This is a genomic window from Luteitalea sp., from assembly GCA_009377605.1.
Taxonomy (GTDB): Bacteria; Acidobacteriota; Vicinamibacteria; order Vicinamibacterales; family Vicinamibacteraceae; genus WHTT01.
On record WHTT01000032.1, the window covers coordinates 41,028 to 65,240 of the forward strand.

Sequence of the window (24,213 nt, forward strand, 5' to 3'; positions counted from 1 at the left end):
GTTCTGCAGGGCAGCCCGAACCTAGCACAGCCCTCCGCGGACGCGCCGGTGCCGGGACTGCGCAGAACCACGCGATGTGTGCGGTACGCTCTCGTGATTACTTGGACAATCCTACAGCACAGCACTTGGGCCAGAATGAGGAGACGCGCCTTGACCGCGGCGAGCACAGGCGTATCATCTCGCTGCCGCCGACTGACCGAACCGCTAGGTGAATACGATGAGACTACTCAACCGTATAACTCTCAACATCCTATTACTAATAGGAGCGTTTCACATCGCGGCGGCTGAAGGCCGGTTCGTCCAAGAGCATCAGACATCACCTAACATCATTCTTCTGGTAACCGACGATCAACGGTGGGATACGCTCGGAGCTTATGGAAATGCTGTTATTCGGACTCCGAATATCGATCGACTCGCCGTGGAGGGCGTTCTCTTCGAGAACATGTTCGTGACTACCTCCATCTGCGCACCGAGCCGGGCAACGATCATGACCGGTCAATACCCGAGCCGCCATCGTGTGCATGATTTCAAGACAAGCCTGACCCGCGAACAACTGCAGCAAACGTATATGGGTCAGCTGAAAGACGCCGGATACGAAATTGGATTCATCGGCAAGTGGGGGGTTGGCACCCCGCCGGAAGATTTCCTGGATTATGACAAGACGTTTCCGGGACAGGGTCAATATTTTCATCAGATCAATGAGATCAATGGAGAAGAGCGTCATCTGACCGGTCTGATAGGCGATCAGGCGCTTGAATTCTTGGATCAAAGCTCCTCTGAAATGCCGTTCATGCTGTCCATTAGCTTCAAAGCGGCTCATGTTCAGGACTCCTATGACGTCAGCGGCGATCTTTATCAATACGATCCGGCCCTGAGCGATCTCTATCGAGATGTCGAGATCCCGATGCCGGAGAAGTCCGATCCGAAATACTTTGAGCAACTGCCGGAGTTCTTGAAGAACTCGGAGAACAGGGCGCGTTGGGCGGTTCGTTTCTGGGGGCCGGAACGAGCGCAGGAAAGTCTGAAAGGCTATTACCGCTTGATCAGCGGTGTGGACCAGCAGGTCGGCCGCATTCGAGAAAAGCTAGAAGCCAAGGGTCTGGCTGAGGATACCATCATCATCTTCACTTCGGAGAACGGGATGTTCATGGGGGAATATGGATTCACGGGCAAATGGTACCCTCACGAAGAATCCCTTCGGATCCCGTTGATCGTGCATGATCCGCGGCTCGAAAGATCTCAGCGAGGTCGAAGGCTCGACGAAATGGTCCTGACGCTGGATATGGCGCCAACGATTCTGGACTTGGCAGGTGTCGACAACCGGGCAGCCATGCAAGGGCGCAGTCTGGTCCCGTTGCTCGATGATGAGAAGGCAGAGTGGCGCACGGAATTCTTCTACGAGCATCTGTTCGAGCATCCCAAGATTCCTGCCACTGAAGCGATCAGAACCGAGCGCTGGAAATATATCCGGTATGTCGATCAGGATCCGATATATGAGCAGCTATTTGATTTGCAGACCGATCCGAATGAAGTAGAAGACCTGATGCTCACGGACGGGCACGACGAGACAAAAGAAGAAATGCGCCGCAAATGGAAAGAGTGGCACGCGAAGGTGCGGGAATAACGGATCGGAGGAGACGTCATGGATGCGCTCGTGCGCGATGTGAGGCAAGCCCTCCGGCTGTTGGCCGGCAATCGCGGTTTCGCAGCGGCCGCGCTAGTCACGATTGCTCTTGGCGTGGGCGGCACAGCGGCCGTGTTCTCGGTGGTTTATGGCGTGCTGCTACGCCCCCTACCGTATCCGGCGCCGGAGCGGCTCGTGCGGCTGTGGGAAGTGCATCCGGGAGCCCGCGCCCCGATTCCAGGCGAGCGTCTCAGTCATCTGACGTATCACGCATGGTCGCGGTCGTCAGAGAGCCTGCAGGACATCGCGGCCTTCCACGGCGCTGATTACACTGTAACGGGACTCGGAGACACACAGCGATTTCGCGGCACGCGGGTGACGCCCTCGTTGTTCCGTGTGCTTCGCGTGTCGCCCGCTCTGGGCCGCTTCTTCAGCGAGGACGACGCGAGAGAGGGGGCAGCGCCGGTCGTGGTGCTCGGACACGCCATGTGGCGTGAACGCTTCGGTCGCGATCCCGCGGTTCTTGGGAGGACGCTCACGATCGACGATGAGGATCATCGGATCATCGGGATCGCACCGCCTGGTTTCGCGTTCCCGCAACGGGAAGTTGGCCTGCGCGACGACCGGCGCGAGATCACGTTCTACACGCCGCTCGCCGTCCCAAAGGTGGAACCAGAGGCAAACACGATTCACGTCGTCGGCGCCATCGGGCGGCTGAAAGCCGGCGTGACCATGGCGCAAGCCGAGGCCGAGGGCACGGCGTACGCCCGAAGCGTCGAGCGCCCTTGGGTTGCCGACATGCAGTTCAGCAAGGGAGGGCCGGTCGAGGCACGGGTCCGCTCGATCGTGGACCAAATGACGATGAGCGTGCGGCCCGCGCTGCTCGTGCTGGCGGCGGCAATTGGGCTGGTACTGTTGATCGCCTGTGCCAACGTGGCAAACCTGTTCCTGTCGCGAAACTCTGACCGCGCACGCGAGCTGGCTGTTCGCGCCGCGCTTGGGGCGGAACGCGCGCGACTAATACGGCAGCTCCTGACCGAGAGCCTCGTGATCTCGCTCATCGGCGGTGTCGTGGGCATGTTCCTCGGATGGGCGCTTACCGCCACCGTGCCGCTGCTGGCGCCAGCGGACTTCCCGCGCCTCGAGGAGGTCCATGTGGACCTGTGGTTCCTCACCGTCGCCGCCCTGGCAGCCGTCTTCGTTGGCGTGGTCTCCGGCGCCACGCCTGCGTTCCGGAGCTCGCGTGTCGATCTGTCCGCGTCGATGCAAGCCGGCGGTGCACGCAGCGTCGGCACCCCGGGCGCACGTATGCGCCGGGCGCTTCTCGTGATCGAGGCCGCGCTGGCGGTTGTGCTGCTCGTCGGAGCGGCGCTCCTCGCACGCAGCTTCGTCGAGCTCGTCCAGACGGATGCGGGCTACGACTCGGCGAACGTGCTCACGGCCGATCTCCACTTGAGTGAAGCCGCCAACACTCGAGAGGACGCAGAAGAGGAACAGGATGCGCGGATGTCCCAGCTCACGATTTCCACCTTGGAGCGCTTACGCGCGATACCGAGCGTGCGCGCGGCTGGTGCCGGCACCATGGCGCCGTTTGGCGGCGCGATCTCTAGCTCCGGCTTCGACCTGCCGGGAATGACGACGGCTGATGGCAAGGGCGTGAGAGCGCAAGCCCACCATGCCGTGATCACACCCGGTTACGCGGAGGCCCTGGGCATGCGGCTAACCGAGGGTCGGTTCATCCGGGACCAGGACATGACATCGCCCATCTGCGCGATGCTGGTGAACGAGACGTTCGCGAAGACCTACTTCACCGATGGCAAGCCGGTGACCGGCCGGAGGTTCGTAGGCATGTTCCCAAAGTGGTTCGGAAGGGATGACGCCGTCGTCGAGGTCGTCGGTGTCGTGGAAGACGTGTCGCCTGCGGCGGTGGATGCACCGCCGTACCCGCACATCTATACCGCGTACGGCGACGGTATGAATATCGGGGGCACGATCATCGTGAAAGCAGAGCGCGATCCAGCGTCGATCGCGCCGCTCCTGCGGGGAGTCGTGCGGCAACTGGAGCCCAACGCGACGCTCAATCGGCTGGGGCCCTTGGCCGCCAAGATGTCCGCGTCGGTCGGTGAGCCACGCTTTGCCATGTTCGTCCTCGTTGCGTTCGCGGTACTGGCATTAGCGCTGGCCAGCGTCGGCCTGTACGGCGTTCTCTCCTACAACGTCGCGCAGCGCCGCCGCGAGATCGGGGTGCGCGCCGCCCTCGGCGCGACGCGTGGTGATCTCATCAGGATGGTGCTCCGTGAGGGGCTCACCGTCACAGTGCTTGGCCTGCTGGTGGGCATCGCCGTCGCGGCCTTCGCCACTCGAGCGATGGCCAGCATCTTGTTCGGCGTAGCGCCACTGGATCAGGTGGCGTTCAGTCTCGGTGCGCTCCTGCTCTTGGGCGTGGCGTGCGCCGCCTGCCTGATTCCTGCACGCCGCGCGGCGGGCATCGATCCCGCCGAGGCGCTTCGCGCGGAATGAAGGAGTTGTCAGGGTAGGGCGCGTTCGGCGAACGCGCCGCCGCGCGGCAGGGGCGCTGCGGCTCGCGTGTCCTCCCAATCCTCGCCGAAGTCCTCGAGATAGCCCTTGACGCGAAAATACCACCACCGCATGCCGACCTCGCGTGCTTCGTCGTAGGCCTCGTCACCATCCCAGCCCTGCCGGGCGATGCGGTAGAGGCCGACGAAAGTGCCGGTGCGGTCGGCGCCGCGACGACAATGGACGAAGACAGGGTGATGGGCGGGATCGTCGACGATCTCGAAGAATGTCGCGACCGCTCTGCACGACGAGCCGACCGACCGAGCTGGAGCTGAGCTGTTCGGCTTCTGTCTTTTCGTCGTTGTGGATAGCAGAGCTGACACCGCTGAGCTTTCTCTCGTGATTGGAGGAATCATGACGACCGACAGTGCATCGCAGCCATTCGCCGTAGCCGAGCGGGCTTCTCTGCGCGTTCGCCGCTGCCAGCACGGCTTCACCTTGATAGAGCTGCTGGTGGTGATAGCGATCATTGCGATCCTCATCGGGTTGCTCCTGCCGGCGGTGCAGAAGGTCCGAGAGGCCGCCAACCGCGCTCAGTGCCACGACAATCTGACCCAGCTCGGTGTCGCCCTGCACACGTATGCCGAACGCAATGGCGGCTTTCCCGAAAGCTTGGAGGCAATCCTCGCCGCTGGGGGGATCCCTGAGCCGGCGAAGGATGGCTTCAAACTCGTGGCCTCGGTAATCGCTCCCGAGCGAATCACACTGCTCGCGGAGCCCTTGCCCGGGGTGACCGGATCGGAGACCGGTGTGCTCGACGTGGCGCTGGGAGAGAGGGGACCGACGATGCGCGTCTTCTTCTACGCTACGCCAAACGCCAGCGAGGGGAGGATGCGCATGTTCAACGCGGCGCTGCGCCACGGATCGGAGGCGTTTAGTTGCCTGATGGGCCTCCTACCTTTCATCGAGCAAGACAACGCGCGCCACTCCATCCTCAGCTTCCTGGCGGCGCCAAGCCCTGACGTCGGGGCGGCCCTGCGCAACCTGGCTGCCGACGATGGGACGTTCACCTTGGCCAGCTTCCAGCGCGGGGCCCCTTCCTTGATCGCGGACGGTTCGGTTCGTCCCGCCTTCGATGCCTTCGCCCGGGATGTCGCCGCTGCGATGCACGTGGGCGCTTACAACGAAGACTGGTTGCGACTTCCGGGCGTGCCCCTGCCGGAGCCGGAGGCTATTGCGCCGGCGATGTTCAACTTGACGGACCTCGCCAGCCTGAGCCGGGAGTATGTCTCCGACCGCAAGCTGCGATTGGAGCTCCTCCGGCTCCTTCAGCAGGCCGAGCGCGCCGAACGATACGGGAGCGCGCGACAGAGACAGCAGGCGCTTGACACGTTCACCGCACTGCTGCAAAAGGTCAGGGGCCGCACCTTGCCTGCCGTTCACGCGGATGTGCTGCTGCAGACCGCCGGGAGTCTCTGAAGATCACCACGGACGCCGCTGGCCGAGCGATCAGCATGGGGAGAAGTTTCCCGTGCTGATCGCTATCGCCCCACAGCTTCGCGGTGCGGGCACAGCGGCTACGTGCGCGCAGGTGCGGATCCGGGGACGTTGTCGACCGATTGGGCGTTGCTCGCCTCTTGCAGCCCCTTCATTCGGAAGATCATCCGCGTCGTCCCACGGCGTAGAGAACATCAGCGCGGCTGAGAGCTTCTGGATTGTCCGCTTCCTCGCGGGCCAGCGCGGCCAGATACATGCTCTCGAGTGAACGCTGTTCCTCGTCGCTCAGGCGCCGAACGTCGGCGTGCGCTGGCGATCCAAAGTTCGACTCCCACGCCAGCGACAGGTCTTGTGCCGTGAGCTCGACGGCCTCACCCACTATATCGACGACCTCGAAGCCAACGGCTTCGAGGACACTTCGACAGGCCGACGCCGAGCCGATCGGCTCGCTCGGATCGTGCAGTGAGATCCCAAAAGACGCGGCACAATCGCGGAAGATGCGCCCTGCGACGGGCGATCCGGCCCGCATTGTTGAGAATGCCACGCGCCCGCCCTTCTTCAGCAATCGGTGCCACTCTCGAAGTGCGTCGATAACCGGCATGTAGAGGAGGCCTGCTGCGCAGGTGATGACGTCGACGGTCTCGGGCTGGTGCTGCGGTAAGCATGTGGCGTCGGCCTCGATCAACTCGATGTTCGCGAGGCCGGAGTCTCGCACTGCCGCCCTTGCTTCTCGAAGCATGCCAGGGGAGATGTCGACACCCCGCACATGACCTTCTCTACCCACGGCGTGGGCTGCCGCCAATGCCACAAATCCCGTCCCCGTGCCGGCGTCTAGCACGTGGTCGCCGGGGCGAAGCCGACACAATGCGACCAGACGCTCTGCGCAGCGTCGATGCCACTCATTTTGGGCATACGTACCAGCGCGTGCGTTGAACGAATCCGCGACCTTCCGTATCTCCGGTTGCATTGGTCTCGCCGTTCCTGAAACGCAAGATAGCGCAAGCTCGCCGGTGAAGAAGTTCCTGCGGCGGTTTATATCGTCACACGCTCGTTCATGGGCCCGGTCTCGTTCCATGGCATGCGTTCCCAGCATGCCGGGCACACCGTGGAGATGTTTCGTGATCGGTTCTGGCTGACGCTGGCGCTGACCATCCCCACGCTGATCTGGAGCCACGAGTTGCAAGCGTGGCTCGGGTACACGGCTCCGGTCTTTCCTGGCTCGGCGTACATTCCACCATTGTTCGGCACCGCCGTGTATGTGTACGGCGGGCGCGTCTTCCTCCAGGGCGCCTTCGAAGAGCTGCGGCGCCGGCTGCCAGGCATGATGATCCTGATCGGGCTGGCGATCACCGTGGCCTTTGTCTTCAGCGTCGCCGTCACGCTGGGCTATCGAGGAATGGCGCTGTGGTGGGAGTTGTCGACGCTCGTCACCATCATGCTCCTGGGGCACTGGATTGAGATGCGGTCGATCTTCCAGGCGCAAGGGGCGCTCAAGGAGCTGGCACGGCTACTGCCGAACACCGCGGTACGCGTCAAAGGCGACACCACGGACGAAGTCGCGATTGCGGAGCTCCGAGACGATGACGTCGTATTGATCCGGCCTGGCGCCAGCGTGCCGGCGGACGGCATCGTACAGTCGGGCACGAGCGACGTGGACGAAGCGATGATCACCGGTGAGTCCAGGCCCCTGCGCAAGGAGCCTGGGGCCAAGGTCATTGCCGGTACCGTGAACGCCACCGGCTCACTGCGCGTCGTCGTCACAGGCACCGGCGATCGCACCGCGCTTGCCGGCATCATGCGGCTCGTCGAGCAGGCACAGGCATCGCGCTCGCGCGCGCAGGCGCTCGCCGATCGTGCGGCGTACTTCCTGACGCTGGTCGCGATTGGCGCGGGCACCCTCACGCTGATCCCGTGGACCGTCCTGGGCGCAGAGAAGGCCTGGGTCATCGAACGGGTGGTGACGGTGCTGGTCATTGCCTGTCCGCACGCGCTGGGGTTGGCGGTCCCGCTCGTGATCGCGATTTCCACGACGCTCGGTGCGCGTAGCGGGCTACTCGTCCGCGACCGGCGCGGCCTGGAAGAGGCTCGCACGCTGACGACCGTGATCTTCGATAAGACCGGCACGTTGACGCGCGGCGCGTTCCGTGTGGTGGACGTGGCGACGCAGGATGGCCTCGCGCCAGAGGAAGCCTTGCGATTAGCAGCGGCGCTGGAGCGCGATTCCGAGCACACGATCGCCCAAGGCATCGTCAAGAGCGCCGAGGAGCAGGGGATTGCGGTCCCGACTGCCGAAGACTTCCAGGCGATTCCCGGGCACGGCGTGAAGGCGCGCGTCGACGGCCGGGAGCTGCACGTCGGCGGCCCGGCGTTGCTCCGGCGTCTCGACGCAGCACCGGAGGCGCGGCTGCGCGAGGCAGCAGATCGCGCGGCCGCGCGCGGGCAATCAGCCATCTATCTGCTCGAGGGCGCCCGGCCGCTGGCGGTCTTTGCCGTTGCGGACGCAATCCGTGAGGAATCATTCGAAGCCGTGCAGAAGCTCCACGCGAACGGAATCGCTGTCGTAATGCTGACAGGCGATTCCAAGGCTGTGGCACAGGCCGTCGCCGACGAGCTCGGGATCGACAGAGTCTACGCAGAAGTGCTGCCTGATCAGAAGGCGGCGACGGTCGAGGAGCTGCAACGCCAAGGGAAGCGTGTCGCCATGGTCGGTGACGGGGTGAACGACGCACCTGCCCTGCTCACGGCAGATGTGGGCATCGCGATTGGTGCGGGTACGGACGTAGCAGTCGAAGCTGGCGACGTGGTACTCGTCCGGAACGATCCGCGTGATGTCGCGCGCATCATCGGGTTGAGCAAGGCGAGCTATCGCAAGATGGTGCAGAACCTCTGGTGGGCTGCCGGGTACAACGTGGTCGCGATCCCGCGGGCGGCTGGCGTGCTTGCGGGCCAAGGGTTCGTGCTACATCCGGCCGCTGGCGCCGTCCTGATGTCGGCGAGCACGGTGATCGTCGCGCTCAATGCGCAGTTGCTGCGGCGGGCGGTGCTGTGACCGGACCGCGCCATGAGGGCCGCATGGTGGCTATCGTGGTTCGTCGTCACTCAATGGTGTATGCCGTACTGCGCGTTCCACCATCCGCCGAACCTGGTTGTTCATCTGCAATGGCACCAGCGCTACGCCGGGGTGCAGCGTTCTGTAGACGCGGAAGATCTCATCAGCGAAAGCTGGTCCGATGGCATCAATACCCGTGAAGTCGAATAGAACTTCCTTGAATTTAGATAGCCGACCAAGCACGCGCTTCGCCTGCGATCGAGATACGAGTGGTCCCGATGCCTGCTCGGCCAGTTTAATGACGACACGTGTCCGGCTAAACGCGTAATCGTCCTGTGGCACCGCGTAATAGTCGAAGACCTCCTGAAGTGTCTGTTTCGAGGTCGGTGCTATTTGCATGGATACGGACGTTCCCTTCATCGGATCGTGCCGATCCTCGATAAGCCAGTCCTCCTGGTCCCTCCGATGGGTCAAGAACAGCTCACCTGAGAGAATCGAGAACTTGTCAAAGACTCGTGACGTGAAGAATACGCCCTCGCCTGTGTGATGGAGCTCATCCGTCGTCAGCTTGCCCTTCGACAGCTCAAAAACCGCTTCACGCTGATGCTCGAGATTCAGTTCTTCTTGGATCTTCCGAAAGATCCCAATTCCGATGTCGCGGACCTGAATCTCGACGGAATCGGGGCTCTTCTTCAAAGTGAGGAGCATCCGCGGCGATTCAGAATGGTCAACAACATTGTTGACGATTTCTGTGAATCCGTAATGGCAGATATCGAGGACATTCTTGCGGAGACCCGACAGAAACGGTTCGGCAAACTCCTGCCAGATCTGATGTTCCTCGGTTTGCTTGGAGACAGGAAAGGCGGCGTGCTTCTCAAACGCCAACAACTCATATCGTATGTTTCTAGTTCGACCTTCCCGCTTGAGAACACCCTTTCCAACAAGCTGCTTTAGGTGGTAATGCGCAGCCTGTCGGCTGATACCGAACCGCTCCGACACCACCCGCCCAATATCGACTGGATGAGCCTGGACTTCTTGAATGATGAACGCGCGAATCGCATCTCGTTCGCCTCGTCTCGACACCTCCCTATTGTCAAATGGACGGCCAGTATTGTCAAATAATATTACATTGTTTGTCAAATAACTGATGCGCTACCTGATCTGTAGGCTTCGGCCGCTCACAGCGCTCAACTACCGCTCTTCTCGACCCAGATCGGACTCGACCACGCCATCTCATTGCTTGGATATGCCCAGGCTCCTCTGGAGAACTCATCCACCTGAAAGACTCTAACGTAGTAGAAGCTGTCTTCGGTGAAGTCGTCGTCGATGTGCTCGAACGAGCCCGTTTCGGAATCCGGTTCGTGCTGCCAAATAGTTCGATAGCCGCGACTGTCGTGCTTCACGATCTCCACGGTCTGGATCTTGTTGGTGCCCGCCACCCTGACAACGATTTGGGGGGGCTGATCGGTGGCGTATTCCTCGCCCATATGGTGGCCGTCCGCGGTGACGCTGAGCAAGATGCGCACGCCGGAGGTGGCATAGGTGCGCCGGGCATCGAGGGCTTCCCAGATCGCCTCGCGTGTGTTGGACGATGTGAGCACGCCAACCAAGCCACCCGCCTGCTGAGTGGACGTCGTGTAGTTGTTGGCGCCGGGATGACCGATGTGATTATCGGAGGAGCCAATCACCCCGATGCGGTGTCCTCGATGCCAGGCGTATTGGTACGACCAGGGATTGTCGACGCCTTCCTCGAAGCGCTGTGGCTCGTCTCCCGGCTGTAGGAGGAAGCGGTTGTTCCACAACGAATAGATCTCGCCCACGCGGCGATACTTGTTGCTGACCTGGCTCCAGATCCTGTGGTCTGGTTGTGCCCACATCACGTGGGGAATCATGATGACCGGTTTGCCTTGCTCGTCGAAGGCGGCCCAGATGTCGCGTTGCGTCGGATAGTCGCGCTGGTTGAACGCTTTACCACCCCGCTCGGGATAGACGATCACGTGATGACCCTCCGAGGGCGCGGCGGTCCACTCGTAGGCGAAGAACGTCGTGAAGCGGCCGGGAACGTTGAATGAATCGGTGATCTGCTGGCTGCGCTCCCAGACCTGATCGGTGAACGCCGGGGCGTCGTGCTCGGCGGAGGACCCGAAATCGAGGCGAATGACATCGCGGAGGTAGGCGTAGGCGGCTTCCGCCGACGTGAAGTGACCACGATGATCTCCACCGGCCCCGGTGGTGGTGAATCCTTCGTGGTTGGTGCCGCTCCCGGTGTGGAAGTGGCTCTCGCCGAAGTAACGCCGCAGCCGCGGCAGCGCGTCGGAGACCTCCGAGTAGTTGCTGCGGCCATGCAGCTCGCCGGCGGTGACGTCGATGCGCTGAAATCCCAACGTCCCGTACTTGACGTTCTCGAAGACGTGCACGCCCGCGTCGGCTTCGGTAAAGGTATAAGGGCGGGGAAGCTCGATCCGAGGATCGGTGCTCGTGAGCGTGACGATGCCCCGGTAGCCGGTGGCGCGATTGCCAAACTGGTCCAGCAGGACGACGGCGAGATCGAACTCGGTATCGCGTTGCAGTTCCGCGGGCGCGACGGCGAAGAGCGTGCGAGCGGTCTGAGGAGCGATATCGACGGTCGGAAGCTCGGAGATCGATTGCCAGGGCTCCTGAGCGTTGCCTCTCCATTCCACTCGGACGGCAAGATCCCACGTGAGACTTTGAACGATGCCGACGTAGTCGATCTCGATGCTCTCCCCACCATCGAGCGAGGCGTCCATGACAATGCACTCGATGATGCCACCTGTCGCGCCACCAAGGGTGATGACGATCTTCGCGCCGTTCGACGCACGAGCCCGCACATACCCGCGTCCTTCTGGCGTGTTGGTTTGAGGCTGGTCCCAGTAAGACGGCGCGGTTTCGAGATACGCGACCGGCAGCTCGATCCGCACTCCACCACCCGCCACAATAGGCTGCTCCCCAACACTGAGCTCGAAGTGGACCTGCTGATGACTGCCCGCAAGCGCGCGCCGTGGATGAACGGTCATCCGTGGCTCCACGCCGGTGTCTCGCGCCTGGCCGCTGACCGAGGTGGTAGGCAAGATGCGCCACCCCCACAGCAACGGTGATAGGCCGAGCCACGCCATGAACGATCGCCGCGATGGTATCCAAGCTGTGTTCCGCTCGCTGGGTGAGCTCACCGTCCCTACGATGCGAGAGAGGAAGCGCATGCTATTCAATTGTGGTCTTGGTGAAATCGAGGATGTACGCGCCCAGCGGTGGCAGCTCGATGTTCACCGAGGCGCGGCCATTCTGAAACTGCCCGATCTCCTCGCGGCCCTCCTCCCCGATCCGATTGATGCGCCCGCTCTCTGGCAGGCGCTGCTCGGTCGCCGTCAGCGTGAAGCGCATGGGTACCGGTTTGTCGGTGATGTTGGCGACGGCCACTCCAACGTCTCCGTCCTTTGCGAGCCAGGCGCCGCACTGTACTGCGGGGAAGGAATTGTGCCAGGCGTTCGCTGCGCTGTCCTGGCCCGCATAGATTGAAAGCCGGAGAAGATCCGTCTTCACCTCAGGGACGTCGGTTCGGGGTGGGCGGAGGAAGCTGCCGTACAAAAGATACTTGAGCCCTTGATTCCGAAGACGCGCCAGTCGGAGCAGGTACGCGATCTGTTCGCCGCGCTCCTCGAGCTGCGACGGGAGGAAGTTGGCGATCATGGGCTGCAGCCCCCAGACGAACGCGCGCGCCTGCTCGAGGAGAAACTGACCGTTGTACCGTGCATCGAGCAACTGCAGGGCGTCGTTCGGAGCGGTTTCGGCCGGCCACAGATCGTCGTAGGGCGGCGCCGTGAGCGAAGAGTAGTTTCCGAAGCTGACGCCGTAGTCGTGGTACACGGCTTGGAAGAACGGAATGACCTCCCAGTCGCCGCCCGGCTCCAGGTACCGCTCGCGGCTCACCTGCAGCGTGAGGAACAGATCCAAGTGAGGCAGCCACGCTTCTCCGCAACCCTCGCCAGCCAGAATCAGGTCACGCGCACCCTTTGCACGCGTGCGGATGTCGCTCGTCAGCTTGGCGAACCCCGGAAGCCAGTAGTTACCGCCACCCGGAGGATGCCCGTGGTCCTGGCTGTAGCAGAGCACGCTGGAACACGCCTGATCCATGTACACGCCGTCGACGTCGTATTCCTGAACGGCCGCCTCCGCGAGCCCTGCATACTTGTCTCGCCAAAAGCTGGTCGCCATGCACATGGTCTGGCACTGAGCCTTGGTGAAGGTGTTGTAGACCTCGGACAGGAGCTCGCCATCGCGGTCGCGCACGGCAAACCGTTCCGCGTTCTCCGCCTTCCAACTGGGCGCCGGTGAGCACCAGAGGCGCTGGTTCATGTACACGATTGCACGCAGGCCCACCTCGTGTGCCTTTGCGAGGGCACGCCGGAAAGGTCCCGCCCCCTCGCGCGGCGGCAGGTACTCTGGAAACCCGTGATCGTAGGCGCAACCGTGCCACCAGTGCCAGAAGACGCGGACGGGAAGCCCCAGCTTCGAGCGGAGGAGCGCCGCAGGACCGAGGACGCCAGCGGACCTGCCTCGGTTCCACTCCCACAGCCCAGTCTCGAGCGCAGATGTCGGGACGAGCCCTCGAGCCAGTCGGCTCTCACGACACCACGCCTGCTCGATGCCCCAGGCGCGATAGCGTTCTGCCGCCGTGACCCAGTCGCCGGCGAAGGTGCCGATGAGCGCACCATAGGGCAGGGCGTAGCGACCGGAGCCGACCTCCGCTTGGCCCGGCGCGTTGCTCATCTCGTAGTTCATCATGCCGGCGTCATCGGCCCAGAACGCAAACGTCTTCCAGAACGCGGCGGTATCGTCACACGCGGTGTAGAGCCCGGGCCCGTCGTGCCCATAGAGCGCCAGGCACTGTAGCGAGAGCGCGCCGGGGTAGGCCCACTCCCACCTCTGCCGGCCCCCGCCCTCTCGGATACCGAGTCGTCGCGGATTCTTCGCCAACTGTCCCATCCACTGCGGCACCGCGAGTCGTTCGTTGCCGAGGTCCGGGATGCCGACCACGCGAGGGAAGCGGACCCTGTCAAGCGCCAGATCGCCGACGTTCTCCAGGCTGATGTTCCACCGGCTCATCGGCGTATCTGGTTCCAAGCTGACCGATACCTCCACACGGAGATCGGGTGCCGCCTTCAAGTCGAAGTCTTCCCAGATCAACGTGACACTGTGTTCCTCCGACTGCTCCGAGCGGAACGCGCTAGCCCGCGCGGGCGCGATAGTCTCCTGCTCGTCAGCGGCGGCGATGTTCAGCGCCCAGACATCACCGCCCTGGGTCGCCCCAGCGACGAAGTCCTGCTTCGTGGCCTCGTCAAACAGGCGCAGCAGTCGCCCGTTTCTGCCATCGAATGCCAGCTCCAGGTGGCCGTTGGATAGGCGTATCGTGGGCGGGTCCGGCTGCTGCACGGACCACAGCCGACTGAGCGCCCCCAGCGCAACGCCCGCGCCGGGAACGCTGGCGAAGAAGGTTCTGCGCGGAACGCCGGGGCCCTCGTCCTTGAACATCTTGTGTCTCTTCATCGGCTAACTTCTGGATACGGGTCCTTCTCTGGAACCTTCAGCTCTTCTCGCAGGCTCTTCAGCGCTGCCAGCAGCTCGTCTTGCACGTCCTCGTACGCGGGGTCGGCGTAGCGGCTGTGCATCTCCATGGGATCGGCCGCGAGGTCGAACAGCTCCCATTCGTTGTCCTCGTAGTAGTGGATCAACTTGTGGCGCTCGGTCCGAACGCCGTAGTGCCGCACAACGCCACCAGCGCCCGTGGGCTCGTTCTCGTAGTAGTGGTAGTAGAACGTCCGCCGCCAGTCGGACGGCGCGTCACCGGTCTCGAGAATCGGGACCAGGCTGCGGCCCTGCATATCGTCCGGAACAGCAGCCCCGGCGATTTCCAGCAGCGTCTCCGGGATGTCGATGTTGGAGACCATGGCGTGGCTCTCCGAGCCGGCCTGGACGAAGCCGGGCCAGCGCACGAGCAATGGCGTCTTGAGCGATTCCTCGTACATCCAGCGCTTGTCGAACCAGCCGTGCTCGCCGATATAGAAGCCCTGATCGGAGGTGTAGACGACAATGGTGTTGTCGGCGAGCCCCGTCGCGTCCAGCCAGCGCAGCACGCGCCCGACGTTGTCGTCAAGCGAATCGACCGTGCGCAGATAGTCCTTGATGTAGCGCTGATACTTCCAGCGAACGAGATCCCGGCCGATGAGGCTCGCCTCCTGGAACGCTGTGTTCTTGGGCTCGTAGATGGCATCCCACACCCGCTTCTGCTCGGGTGTCAGTCTCCCGTAGCTGTCCATGTACGCCTGGTAGAGGCGGTCTCCCTTGTCGGGCATGATCTTCAGATCGAATCCGAAGGTCATGTGGCGATCTATCTCCATCTGTGAATTGCGCGCGGGACTGGCGCGGCCGCTGTAGTCGTCGAACAGGTTGTCTGGCTCTGGAATCGTCATGCCGTCATAGCGCGTCAGGTGCTTGGGACCGGGCATCCAGTTCCGATGCGGGGCTTTGTGTTGGTACATCAACAGGAATGGCTTGTTCGCGTCCCGCTTCTTCTGGAGCCAGTCGAGCGCGAGGTCGGTCGTGATGTCGGTGACGTAGCCTTCATGCTGCGTGCGGCCGTTTGAGGTCAGAAAATCGGGGTTGTAGTAATCGCCCTGCCCCGGCAGCACCTCCCAGTAATCAAAGCCTGTGGGATCGCTTTGGAGGTGCCACTTGCCGACGAGGGCCGTTTGGTAGCCGGCCTTCTGCAGCAGCTTTGGCATCGTCTGCTGCGAGCCATCGAACGGCGTGCGATTGTCGAGCACGCCGTTGAGATGGCTGTACTTGCCCGTCAGGATGACGGCGCGACTGGGCGCGCAGATCGAGTTGGTCACCAGTGCATTGCGAAACAGCATCCCTTCGCGCGCGAGGCGGTCGAGGTGAGGCGTGTGGTTGATCCGCGAGCCGTAGGCCGACATGGCTTGATACGCGTGATCGTCTGCGAGGATGAACAGAATGTTCGGCCGAGATACCTGTCGGTCCGGCGTCCTCGGCGCGCCAACCGCGAGGGAGACGAGCACGAGGCAGACGCAGAGAGACTTCATGAGGAGTGACACAGGAGCCCACCGTGCGCTTACCAGATCAGCCGGGCGCCGAACTGGATCTGCCGTGTGAAGGTATTGAGCGCCGTGATGCGGCCGAAGTTCGGGTTGCCGAAGGAGCTGTTTGGCTCCAAGAATTCCGGGTGGTTGAAGGCATTGAAGGCTTCCACGCGGATCTGCAACTGCACACCAGCGGTAATTGACGTCGTCTTGAACAACGAGAGATCGACGTTGTTCTTGCCAGGCGCGCGGACGTCGGTCGTCCGAGCCAGCCCGACGAGCTCCAGCGTTTCACGCTGACGGAACGCGCCTGTATCGAAGTAGCGCTCGATCGTCCGGTCGCTGGCCGGCAGGCTCGGATCACCCACGAGCTCCGCGCCGGAGAAGTTCAGCGGGATCCCGGACCCCGCCGAGTAGATCACGTTGAGCTGATAGCCTTCCAAGATCTTGCCGGCGAGCCCGCTCGCGTCGCCGAGGAACCGGCGGCCTGGACCGAACGGCAGCTCCCACGTGGTGCTCACCGTCAAGAGGTGTGGGACGTCGAAGGCGCTGGCCTCCTCGATCGGCTCGAGATCGGTATCGTTGAGGAACCGTGTCCGCTCGGTGTGGCGCGATGCCGTGTAGGCGGCGAGCAGGCTGAAGGCCTCCGAGAATCGCCTCGAGACCTTCAATTGAAAGGCGTCGTAGCGGCTGGTGCCGATGCTGTCATCGAACATCTCCACCGACGTGAATTGAGGATAGGGACGAAGGAGCTGTCCGCGTGTGGTGGTGGCACCGCTCAACGGTCCCGACGTGATGAGCCCATCGAAAGGGTTTGGCACCGAATCGTTCAGGATGTTGCGGCCGGTCCCCACGAAGACCTCCCGTGCGTGGGCGCGGACCGGTTCCGGAATGGCGTTGAGCTCCCGCGTGACCGGGAGCGATCGTCCGAGCGAGCCCGTGTAGGCCACGTCGACCAAGGTCTCCCAGGGCAGCTCGCGTTGGACGCTGACCTGATACTGATGCGTGTAAGGGTTCGTCCGGTCAGGATTGACGAAGCTGACGCTGTCGCCGACATTCGTCATCAAGCCGAGATCGGCGCCGCTCGATTGCTGGAGGCCGTTTGGAAACGGGTTGCTGAGCGTGGTTGACGGCGTCAGCATGCCGTCGAAGCTGGTGACCCATGGCGTGCTGACGCTAAACCCGTGCCTCGTCTCGCCAAGCAGCGTCGTGGGGCCGTAGAACAGTCCGTAGCCGCCCCTGATCACCGTACGAGGGGTCAGGCCGTAGGCGAAGCCGACGCGCGGGGAGATGTTATTGCGATCCAGGTTGGTGAGCCCACGCGGGTGACCATCGACACCTGCGAACGACAATCCACCCTGCACGCGGAACTGATCCAACGGCAGCTCTGGTATCGGATTGGCGGCGTACGCGGCGCGTGCGTCAGCCTCGAGCGGGCTGGCGCTGTCGAAGGCGAAGCCACGATTGAGCGCGTTCGTTGCGGAGGTATATGCGCCTTCCCACTCGTACCGCAGGCCGAGGTTGACCGTGAGCTTCGAGGTTACCCGCCAGTCGTCCTGGGCGTAGAACGCATAGTACGGCGCGCGCTCGTCGACCAGCACGTTGTTGGCGACCTCGCCGCCGGAGCCAAGCCCCAGCAGAAACGACGCGAGCGGATGCCCGCCCATTTGAGTGGCCGCCTGCGGATTGGGCCCGCGCGTGAAGACCTGATCGAAGCTGTACGAGCCGGCGCCTGCGCCGCCGCGATTATCGCTTTCCGACATCATGATCCGCGCCTCGCCACCGAGCCGCCAGGTGTGGTGGCCCCAGAGCTTCGTGAGGCTTCCACGCGCCGTATGAACCGCTTCGCGGTTCCAATTCCGCTTGTTGTTGTTGACGTCGCTCAAGCGGGTCAGCCCATCGATGTCGACTGTCGGCAGGGCCTGCACGGGAAGCGCATCGACCAACGACGCGGGGAAGCCGAGGCCGAGCAGGTCGGAGCCGACCGAGTCCGCCACCGAAACATCGGTGAACCGCGAGAACCCGTACCGCGCGTTCATGAACATCGTCTTGTTCACGGTGTAGGTGTGATCCAGCGATATGCCGGGTGAGTAGAAATCGCGCAGCGTGCCGGTCACGTCGTTCTGGAAAGGGCCCTGAGCGTTCACCTGGAAGTGTCGCCGCGAATATCGCACGGAAGACTGATGTCGATCGTTGAGCCGGTGATCAATCCGGAACACGTACCCGTCGATCGGAACGGGATCCTTGAACGAGAGACGATAGTTGTTGGCCCCGGTGATTGGATCCCCGGGCGCGTTGGGCTGCGGATATAGGTTGATCAGCTCGCGTGCGACCGGATCCATCCTCTCGAGCGGGATGCGGTTGCCCGGGAACGGATCACGTAGCCAGGTGTCGCCGGCCTGCCGTGTGGTAGCGGGGTCGTAGACGACGACCGGTGCAGCCTCGCCGTTGGGCAGCTCGACGAACGTTTCGGAGAAGTCGCCCTGGCGTTCCCGCTCCGTTGGCACGGTCGAGAGGAATGCCCTGGACACACCTTCACGCGATCCTTCATAGCTCGCGAAGAAAAAGGTCCGGCCGCGTCCCTCGTAGAGACCAGGCACGGTGACTGGACCGCCGAGCGAGCCGCCGAAGAGGTTGTAGGTGAACTGGGGCTTGTCATCGGCGAAGAAGTCCGTTGCATTCAGCGCGGAGTTGCGGTGGAACTCGTAGAGCGAGCCGCTGAGCTGATTGGTTCCAGACTTGGTCGTGGCGTTGATGACGCCGCCCGTGAAGCGGCCGAACTCGGCGTCGAAGCTGTTGGTCTGGACCTTGAACTCTTGAGTGGCGTCCACCGGAGGCACGAAATGGGTCAGGCCGTCGCTGCCGGTGTTCGGAACGCCGTCGAGCAGCACTTCGTTGAACCGCCCCTGTCCACCGGAAATGCTGATGCCGTCGAATCGGGCGCTCGTGCGCATGAACGTGCCCGCCTGGGTCCGTTGCGTGAACTGCACGCCGGGCACGAGTGCACCCAACGTGAGGACGTTGCGCCCGATGAGCGGCATATCGCTCACGGCGCGGCCGGTGATTACCTCGCCCCGCGAGGCGTTGCTGGTCTCGAGCAGCGGCGTGGCACGGACCGTCAGGTCTTCGGTCACCGTCCCCGGCGCGAGCTCGATGTCGATCGTCGGTCGTGCTTGGATCTCCAACCGAATGCCTTCCTGCACGTACGTCCGAAACCCGTCGAGCGCTGCCTCCACTCGGTAGAGGCCTGGCGTCAAGGCGGGGATGATGTAGTCACCCGACTCATTGCTGATGGCAACCGTCGCGACACTGGTCTCGACGTTCGTGGCGGTCACCGTGACGCCCGGCATGACGCCGCCAGACGAGTCCGTGACGCGTCCAACGATAGTGGCCCGGAATTCCTGCGCAGCGATGGGGACGGGAAGGAGGAGTAGTAGTGGTAGTCCGAGCACTCTAAGGATGGTCATGACGTCTCCTAGCGCGTAGCTTCCGCCTTGCCATCAAACCTCAACCTTGGTGAAGGCGTCGGCGGCGTGGCTACGTTCGAAGCGCCATGATAGTGGATCGAAAGGCCGGCGCGCTCCGCAACCGGCACGCATTCTGGTAGCCAGAACCATCGAGAACCCGACACGGACGCCTCGGCGAGGCGACCCTACCACGACGGTAGGGCGCGTTCACGCTGGCGGTGGGCGCGACGACGGAGACCGTTACCGTGACGGCCGACGCTGGGATGGTGCTGTCCGGTCAGGGCGCCTCGGGCGAGGTCCTCAACGAGAAGGCGGTGCAGACATTGCCGATCACGTCGCGGAACGTCTACAACTTCCACCTCATCGGCCCGGGCGTGAAGGGCGTTCCCAGCACTGGCTTTGGCACCACGCAGTTCCTCGTCGGCGGCCACAACCGCATGTCCTGGTCGATGGATGGCCTGGACAATTCACAGCGGCGCACGGACCGCCAGATTCGGCTGGTCATCACGACACCGGAGAACGTGCAGGAGATGCAGGTGCTCACCGGCACTTACTCGGCCGAATTCGGTCGCGCCGCCGGCGGCGTGATCAATGTCGTCTCGCGATCGGGCTCGAACCAGCTGCACGGCTCGGCCATAGGGCTACTCCGGCCCAACGCCTGGGCCGCCCGCCCGCCCCTCGCAGAGACGAAGCCGGATCAGGAATGGTGGATGGTGGATGGGAATTTGGGTGGCCCCATTCAGCGCGACCGCCTCTTCTTCTTTGCCAACTACGAATACAACCCGCTGAAGGCGCCACGACCGGTGGTGATCGATCCGGAAGCCGCGCGCCTGCTGGCGCTCCCGGAGGGCGATCTCGGCAATTCTCCGTTCGGTGAGACCTTCCACACACCGAGCGTCAAGGTCAACTTCAGGGCCTCCGATTATACGGCGTGGGTAAGGAGCGCAGAGACGCCGCGCCAGACCCCGGACACGAACCCTATCGATCCAGCGAATCCTCAGTACAATCCAGCAACCGGCTCAGCGCCAGCACCTCGGAACGACGGCGGCATTGGCTGAGAGCCTCCGGAACGGTCCGCGTGCCTCGCTGGCGCGCGTGCGGAGCGTGCCGGATCATCGCCGCCATCAGAGCTTTCGAGCTACGATTCGAGCGCGCGCGCGATGGCGAAGGCGACTCGGTTCCACTGGGCTGTCTCTTCGCCCAACTGCCGCCGCCCGGCACGGGTCAGCGTATAGTACTTCGCGCGCCGATTGTTCTCGGACGGCTGCCAGGTCGACGTGAGCCAACCGGCTTCTTCGAGGCGATGCAGCGCCGGGAACAGCGATCCGGGCTGCACGACGAAGGTGCCGTCCGTGATCTGCGCGATGCGGCGCGAGACACCCAGACCGTGCAGCTCGCCGGCTGCGAGCGCCTTGAGGATCAAGAGGTCCAGCGTACCTTGGAGCAGTGTGGCTCGTTCGTGGGATGGCATCGCCCACTTCCACTATCGACGATCTGTACGAGCGTGAGTCTGCCAAATAGCCCTATCGAATGTCAATAGGAGAAGCTGCCTTGCGCCCGTTGCCAGTTCGACCGATGATCGCGGCGGTTCGCAGATGAGAGGACGAAACGTATGCGGGTAGGGAACGGTGTGCTGGCCGCGGCAATCGCAGGCCTCGCAATCTCGGTGTCCATCAAGGTGCTGGCCCAGCCCCCGGCCACACAAGCGCCGGCCACACAGGCCCCGGCCACAGAGGCGCAGCCGACGCAGACGCCAGCCAAGCCGCCTCAGCCGGCCCAAGCCGTACAGACTCCGTCGCAGGGTGAGCACGGCGGACAGGCACCGGCGGCAACGACGCCACAGGGCGCCGCGGATCGCCGCCGTCGCCCCCGGTTCCCCGCGCACCAGCGCCCGCCTGCGGACCCGGCGATAGTGGCGCGTGGAAAGGCACTCTACGCCGGGGCGTGCGCCGCCTGTCATGGCGCGGACGCGCGAGGCGGGCAGCTTGGCGGCGTCAACCTGCTTCGGTCGCAGCTGGTTTTGAACGACAAGGATGGCGAGCTGATTCAACCGGTCGTTCAGAACGGCCGCCCAGGCACGCAGATGCCTCCGATCCCGATGAGCGCCGACGACATCAAAGCGGTCGCGACGTTCCTCCACGATTTGCAGGCGAAGGGCAGCAACCAGGGCGGGCCGCCCCCAGGCGAGACGGTCCCCCTGAACGTGCTCGTGGGCGACGCGAAGGCTGGCGCGGAGCTCTTCGCCGCGCGCTGCGCCAGTTGCCATTCGCCGACCGGCGACCTCCGAGGTATCGGGACGAGGATTAGCGATGCCAAGACGCTGCAGAACCTGTGGGTCTCCGGCGGCGTCGCCGGCACGGGTGAGGCCGGTTCGGAGGACTCGGACCGGGCGGTCGTGACGGCCACGATCACGATGCCGTCGGGCGAGCAGGTCGAAGGGGAGCTCGTGCGGATCGATGATTTCCTGATCACCATTGCGCGTGCCGATGGCCACCAGCGTACCTTCCGCCGGAGTGGCGATGTTCCAAAGATCGCGATCAGCGATCCGCTGGACGCCCACCGAGCGCTGCTGGCGGTCTACACGAACAAGAACATGCACGACGTGACGGCGTACCTCGCGAGCTTGAAATGACACTGAAGAGACTGCTGCTTACGATCTCGTTGATGATCCTCCCCATCGCGCTCGCAGGCCAGGGACAGGGCGTTCGGCCGTCCGAGCTGCCGAAACCATTGGGTGAGTCGTGGCCGACTTACTCAGGAGACTATTCCGGCAAGCGCTACAGCTCGCTGACGGAGATCGATAGAACCACTGTCAAGAACCTGTCGCTCGCCTGGGTGGCACGGCTCTCGTCCGGCTCCGGCGAGGGCGGAGGCCGGTTCGGCCGCGGCGGTGGGGCACCGGTCATCATCGGCGGCGAAGGGCCGCCGGACCTGCCGGCGGTGCCAGCCAATGTCAAGGGAACGCCGCTGATGGTGGACGGCACGCTCTATGTCACGTCACCCGACAATGCCTGGGCGCTCGACGCGCGCGACGGGCGCGAGCGCTGGCATTACTTCTGGCGAACGAAGGGCAGCACCCCTATCGCCAACCGCGGCGTCGGCATGTGGAACGACTACCTCTACATGGTCACGCCCGACAACTATCTGATCTCGCTCGACGCGAAGACGGGGAAGGAGCGCTGGAACAAGGTCGCCGCGGACTTCAACCAGCAGTACTTCTCCACGTCGGCGCCCATCATCGTCGACAACCATGTGATGGTCGGGACGGGCAATGACCTCGACTCGCCGGGTTACCTGCAGTCGTACGATCCGGTCACGGGTGAAGTCCAGTGGCGACTGTACACAGTACCGATGAAGGAGGGCGATGTCGGGCTCGACACCTGGCCGAGCCTCGAGGCGGCGCAGCACGGCGGCGCCCACCCGTGGCTCCCGGGCGTCTACGATCCTGAGACGAGGCTCTATATCTTCGGAACGGGCAACCCGATTCCGGCCTACACCCTGGGGCGGGGCGAAGGCGACAATCTGTTCTCCTGCTCGCTGATTGCCGTACATGTCGACACGGGCAAGATGGCGTGGTACTTCCAAACCTCGCCGCACGACATGCACGACTGGGATTCCGCGCAAACGCCAATCCTCATCGACGCCGTCGTTGACGGCAAGCCGCGCAAGCTCGTGTCAACCGCCGCACGAAACGGCTATTTCTTCACGCTCGACCGCGTCACCGGAAAGAAGGTCGTCGTGACCAAGTACGGCTCCGCGACCAACTGGGTCAAGCGCATCGACGCGAGTGGCTCGCTACGCCGCAATCCCGACAAGGATCCGCTCGTACCTGGCGCGCTCGTGTCGCCCCCGTCGGGTGGGACGATCAACTGGGAGCCGCCAGCGTATTCGCCCGACACTGGCCTGTTCTATGTGGCAGAGAAGAATGCGTACGCGATCTTCTATCTGACCGATCCCGATCCGCGGGGATCCATGGGGCTCGGCGGAAAAGAGGAAGTGCGGGTGGGATCGGCCGGCAACTTCCTCACGGCGATCCATCCAACGACCGGTAAGGTTGCCTGGCGTCGCCCCTATCCGGGCGAGTCCGGTGGCGGCGGTGGTGGGCTCCTCACGACGGCCGGCAAGCTCGTGTTCTCGGGCGACGCGGGCGGCAACATCGTGGCGTATGACGCCGAGACCGGAAAGCCGCTGTGGCACTCGCGCATCGGCAACGTCTCGAACGCCCCGACCACGTACATGCTCGACGGACGACAACACGTACTGGTGGCTGCGAGCGATACCCTGTACGCGTTCGCGATCTACCGATGAGCGGCCCTGATCGCCTCACGCAATCTCGGCCATGGCCGGCGGGCGACGCGGACGCGCCGTGCAGATCACCGAGCAGTCAAAATTGTCTGAGTTAATTTTCATAATTGCCGCTTTAACGCTTTACTTCGGTGCCGAATCCCTGTAGCGTTCCGTGCATGCGCGTCGTTGGTTGCCCTGATGCATAGCAAGCGGCCCAAGCAGAGCACGGCCGCGACGGCAACGGCGGTCGTGCGCAGGCGGCGTCCCAAGGTGCGACCTTCCGGTCTCGACACCGAGACTGTCGGGGGCGAATACTACTCCAAGGCGATCGGGCGCGCGCTTACCGTGCTGGAATGTTTCCCCGACGCCGACACCGCGCTCAGCCTCTCCGAGATCGCCATCATGAGTGGCTTCCCGGAGTCGTCGCTCTTCCGAGTGCTGGCCACGCTCCAGAGTCGCAGCTATCTCCTGCGCAACGCGGACGGATCGTATCGGCTCGCGCCAAAGATGGTCTACGGCCTCGTTCACGAGCGTGCGGAGGCGACGCGCCAGCAGCAGACAGTTACCGAGAACCTGCGCGGTGTGCGGGTGGGTCAGCTCATGAATCCGACGCCCCCCACTGCCACCCCAGAAATGCCCGTCCAGGAGTTCGTGTTT

General features: G+C 63.4%; 15 protein-coding genes and 1 pseudogene. 8 read left to right on the forward strand and 8 right to left on the reverse strand.

Annotated features, from left to right (window positions below; genetic code table 11):
• Nucleotides 1-217: 217 nt before the first annotated feature.
• Both GEV06_12810 and GEV06_12815 read left to right on the forward strand, forming a co-directional pair.
• Nucleotides 218-1,624: a sulfatase-like hydrolase/transferase gene (locus GEV06_12810; protein MPZ18777.1), complete on the forward strand. Its 1,407-nt coding sequence runs from the start codon at nucleotides 218-220 to the stop codon at nucleotides 1,622-1,624.
• 18 nt (nucleotides 1,625-1,642) lie between these two features.
• Entirely contained in the window at nucleotides 1,643-4,144 is a 2,502-nt protein-coding gene (locus GEV06_12815) for an FtsX-like permease family protein (protein ID MPZ18778.1), read from the forward strand.
• 8 nt (nucleotides 4,145-4,152) lie between these two features.
• Here the strand turns inward: GEV06_12815 and GEV06_12820 are convergent, their stop codons facing one another.
• Entirely contained in the window at nucleotides 4,153-4,671 is a 519-nt protein-coding gene (locus GEV06_12820; protein ID MPZ18779.1) for a hypothetical protein, read from the reverse strand.
• Between GEV06_12820 and GEV06_12825 the strand changes: the two are divergent.
• Nucleotides 4,556-4,783 (forward strand): annotated as a pseudogene (locus GEV06_12825) (prepilin-type N-terminal cleavage/methylation domain-containing protein). The gene GEV06_12820 and the pseudogene GEV06_12825 sit on opposite strands and share 116 nt — an antisense overlap.
• Nucleotides 4,784-5,801: 1,018 nt before the next feature.
• Here GEV06_12825 and GEV06_12830 read toward each other — a convergent pair.
• Complete coding sequence (locus GEV06_12830; protein MPZ18780.1) at nucleotides 5,802-6,731, reverse strand: methyltransferase domain-containing protein; 930 nt, start codon at nucleotides 6,729-6,731, stop codon at nucleotides 5,802-5,804.
• A gap of 18 nt (nucleotides 6,732-6,749) precedes the next feature.
• Here GEV06_12830 and GEV06_12835 point away from each other — a divergent pair, with 18 nt between their 5' ends.
• A complete protein-coding gene (locus GEV06_12835; GenBank protein MPZ18781.1) occupies nucleotides 6,750-8,687 on the forward strand; it encodes a heavy metal translocating P-type ATPase in 1,938 nt (645 codons plus the stop codon).
• Between the two features lie 30 nt (nucleotides 8,688-8,717).
• On the opposite strand, the gene GEV06_12840 is transcribed toward GEV06_12835, so the two are convergent.
• From GEV06_12840 to GEV06_12860, 5 genes are all read right to left on the reverse strand, one after another.
• Nucleotides 8,718-9,770: a DUF4325 domain-containing protein gene (locus tag GEV06_12840; GenBank protein ID MPZ18782.1), complete on the reverse strand. Its 1,053-nt coding sequence runs from the start codon at nucleotides 9,768-9,770 to the stop codon at nucleotides 8,718-8,720.
• A 104-nt stretch (nucleotides 9,771-9,874) separates the two neighbouring features.
• Entirely contained in the window at nucleotides 9,875-11,905 is a 2,031-nt protein-coding gene (locus GEV06_12845) for a DUF3604 domain-containing protein (protein ID MPZ18783.1), read from the reverse strand.
• A gap of 1 nt (nucleotide 11,906) precedes the next feature.
• On the reverse strand, nucleotides 11,907-14,249 hold the full coding sequence (locus GEV06_12850) for a hypothetical protein (GenBank protein ID MPZ18784.1): 2,343 nt from the start codon (nucleotides 14,247-14,249) through the stop codon (nucleotides 11,907-11,909).
• The gene (locus GEV06_12855; protein MPZ18785.1) at nucleotides 14,246-15,805 is read right to left on the reverse strand and encodes a sulfatase-like hydrolase/transferase; all 1,560 of its coding nucleotides are present in this window, start codon (nucleotides 15,803-15,805) and stop codon (nucleotides 14,246-14,248) included. Before GEV06_12855 ends, GEV06_12850 begins: the two co-directional genes overlap by 4 nt.
• A gap of 29 nt (nucleotides 15,806-15,834) precedes the next feature.
• Nucleotides 15,835-19,269: a TonB-dependent receptor plug domain-containing protein gene (locus tag GEV06_12860; GenBank protein MPZ18786.1), complete on the reverse strand. Its 3,435-nt coding sequence runs from the start codon at nucleotides 19,267-19,269 to the stop codon at nucleotides 15,835-15,837.
• A 245-nt stretch (nucleotides 19,270-19,514) separates the two neighbouring features.
• On the opposite strand from GEV06_12860, the gene GEV06_12865 reads away from it, so the two are divergent.
• Nucleotides 19,515-20,327, forward strand: coding sequence for a TonB-dependent receptor plug domain-containing protein (locus GEV06_12865; protein ID MPZ18787.1), 813 nt, complete (start codon nucleotides 19,515-19,517; stop codon nucleotides 20,325-20,327).
• A gap of 80 nt (nucleotides 20,328-20,407) precedes the next feature.
• Here GEV06_12865 and GEV06_12870 read toward each other — a convergent pair whose 3' ends face one another.
• On the reverse strand, nucleotides 20,408-20,740 hold the full coding sequence (locus GEV06_12870) for a PadR family transcriptional regulator (GenBank protein ID MPZ18788.1): 333 nt from the start codon (nucleotides 20,738-20,740) through the stop codon (nucleotides 20,408-20,410).
• A gap of 141 nt (nucleotides 20,741-20,881) precedes the next feature.
• Here GEV06_12870 and GEV06_12875 point away from each other — a divergent pair, with 141 nt between their 5' ends.
• The 3 genes from GEV06_12875 to GEV06_12885 form a co-directional block, all read left to right on the forward strand.
• On the forward strand, nucleotides 20,882-21,901 hold the full coding sequence (locus tag GEV06_12875; GenBank protein ID MPZ18789.1) for a c-type cytochrome: 1,020 nt from the start codon (nucleotides 20,882-20,884) through the stop codon (nucleotides 21,899-21,901).
• Nucleotides 21,898-23,577 (forward strand): acido-empty-quinoprotein group A, encoded by a 1,680-nt coding sequence (locus GEV06_12880; GenBank protein MPZ18790.1) that lies wholly within the window; start codon nucleotides 21,898-21,900, stop codon nucleotides 23,575-23,577. The genes GEV06_12875 and GEV06_12880 overlap by 4 nt, the downstream gene beginning before the upstream one ends.
• Before the next feature lie 177 nt (nucleotides 23,578-23,754).
• Nucleotides 23,755-24,213: helix-turn-helix domain-containing protein (locus tag GEV06_12885; GenBank protein MPZ18791.1), on the forward strand; the 459-nt coding region annotated here is incomplete at its 3' end.

What these genes read in the sequence shown, in the direction of transcription:
- GEV06_12845 (MPZ18783.1), bottom strand. Translation starts at nt 11,905, where the DNA reads ATGCGCTTCCTCTCTCGCATCGTAGGGACGGTGAGCTCACCCAGCGAG.
- GEV06_12810 (MPZ18777.1), top strand. Translation starts at nt 218, where the DNA reads ATGAGACTACTCAACCGTATAACTCTCAACATCCTATTACTAATAGGA.
- GEV06_12820 (MPZ18779.1), bottom strand. Translation starts at nt 4,671, where the DNA reads ATGATCGCTATCACCACCAGCAGCTCTATCAAGGTGAAGCCGTGCTGG.
- GEV06_12870 (MPZ18788.1), bottom strand. Translation starts at nt 20,740, where the DNA reads ATGCCATCCCACGAACGAGCCACACTGCTCCAAGGTACGCTGGACCTC.
- GEV06_12860 (MPZ18786.1), bottom strand. Translation starts at nt 19,269, where the DNA reads ATGACCATCCTTAGAGTGCTCGGACTACCACTACTACTCCTCCTTCCC.
- GEV06_12835 (MPZ18781.1), top strand. Translation starts at nt 6,750, where the DNA reads ATGTTTCGTGATCGGTTCTGGCTGACGCTGGCGCTGACCATCCCCACG.
- GEV06_12850 (MPZ18784.1), bottom strand. Translation starts at nt 14,249, where the DNA reads ATGAAGAGACACAAGATGTTCAAGGACGAGGGCCCCGGCGTTCCGCGC.
- GEV06_12880 (MPZ18790.1), top strand. Translation starts at nt 21,898, where the DNA reads ATGACACTGAAGAGACTGCTGCTTACGATCTCGTTGATGATCCTCCCC.
- GEV06_12830 (MPZ18780.1), bottom strand. Translation starts at nt 6,731, where the DNA reads ATGCTGGGAACGCATGCCATGGAACGAGACCGGGCCCATGAACGAGCG.
- GEV06_12815 (MPZ18778.1), top strand. Translation starts at nt 1,643, where the DNA reads ATGGATGCGCTCGTGCGCGATGTGAGGCAAGCCCTCCGGCTGTTGGCC.
- GEV06_12875 (MPZ18789.1), top strand. Translation starts at nt 20,882, where the DNA reads ATGCGGGTAGGGAACGGTGTGCTGGCCGCGGCAATCGCAGGCCTCGCA.
- GEV06_12855 (MPZ18785.1), bottom strand. Translation starts at nt 15,805, where the DNA reads ATGAAGTCTCTCTGCGTCTGCCTCGTGCTCGTCTCCCTCGCGGTTGGC.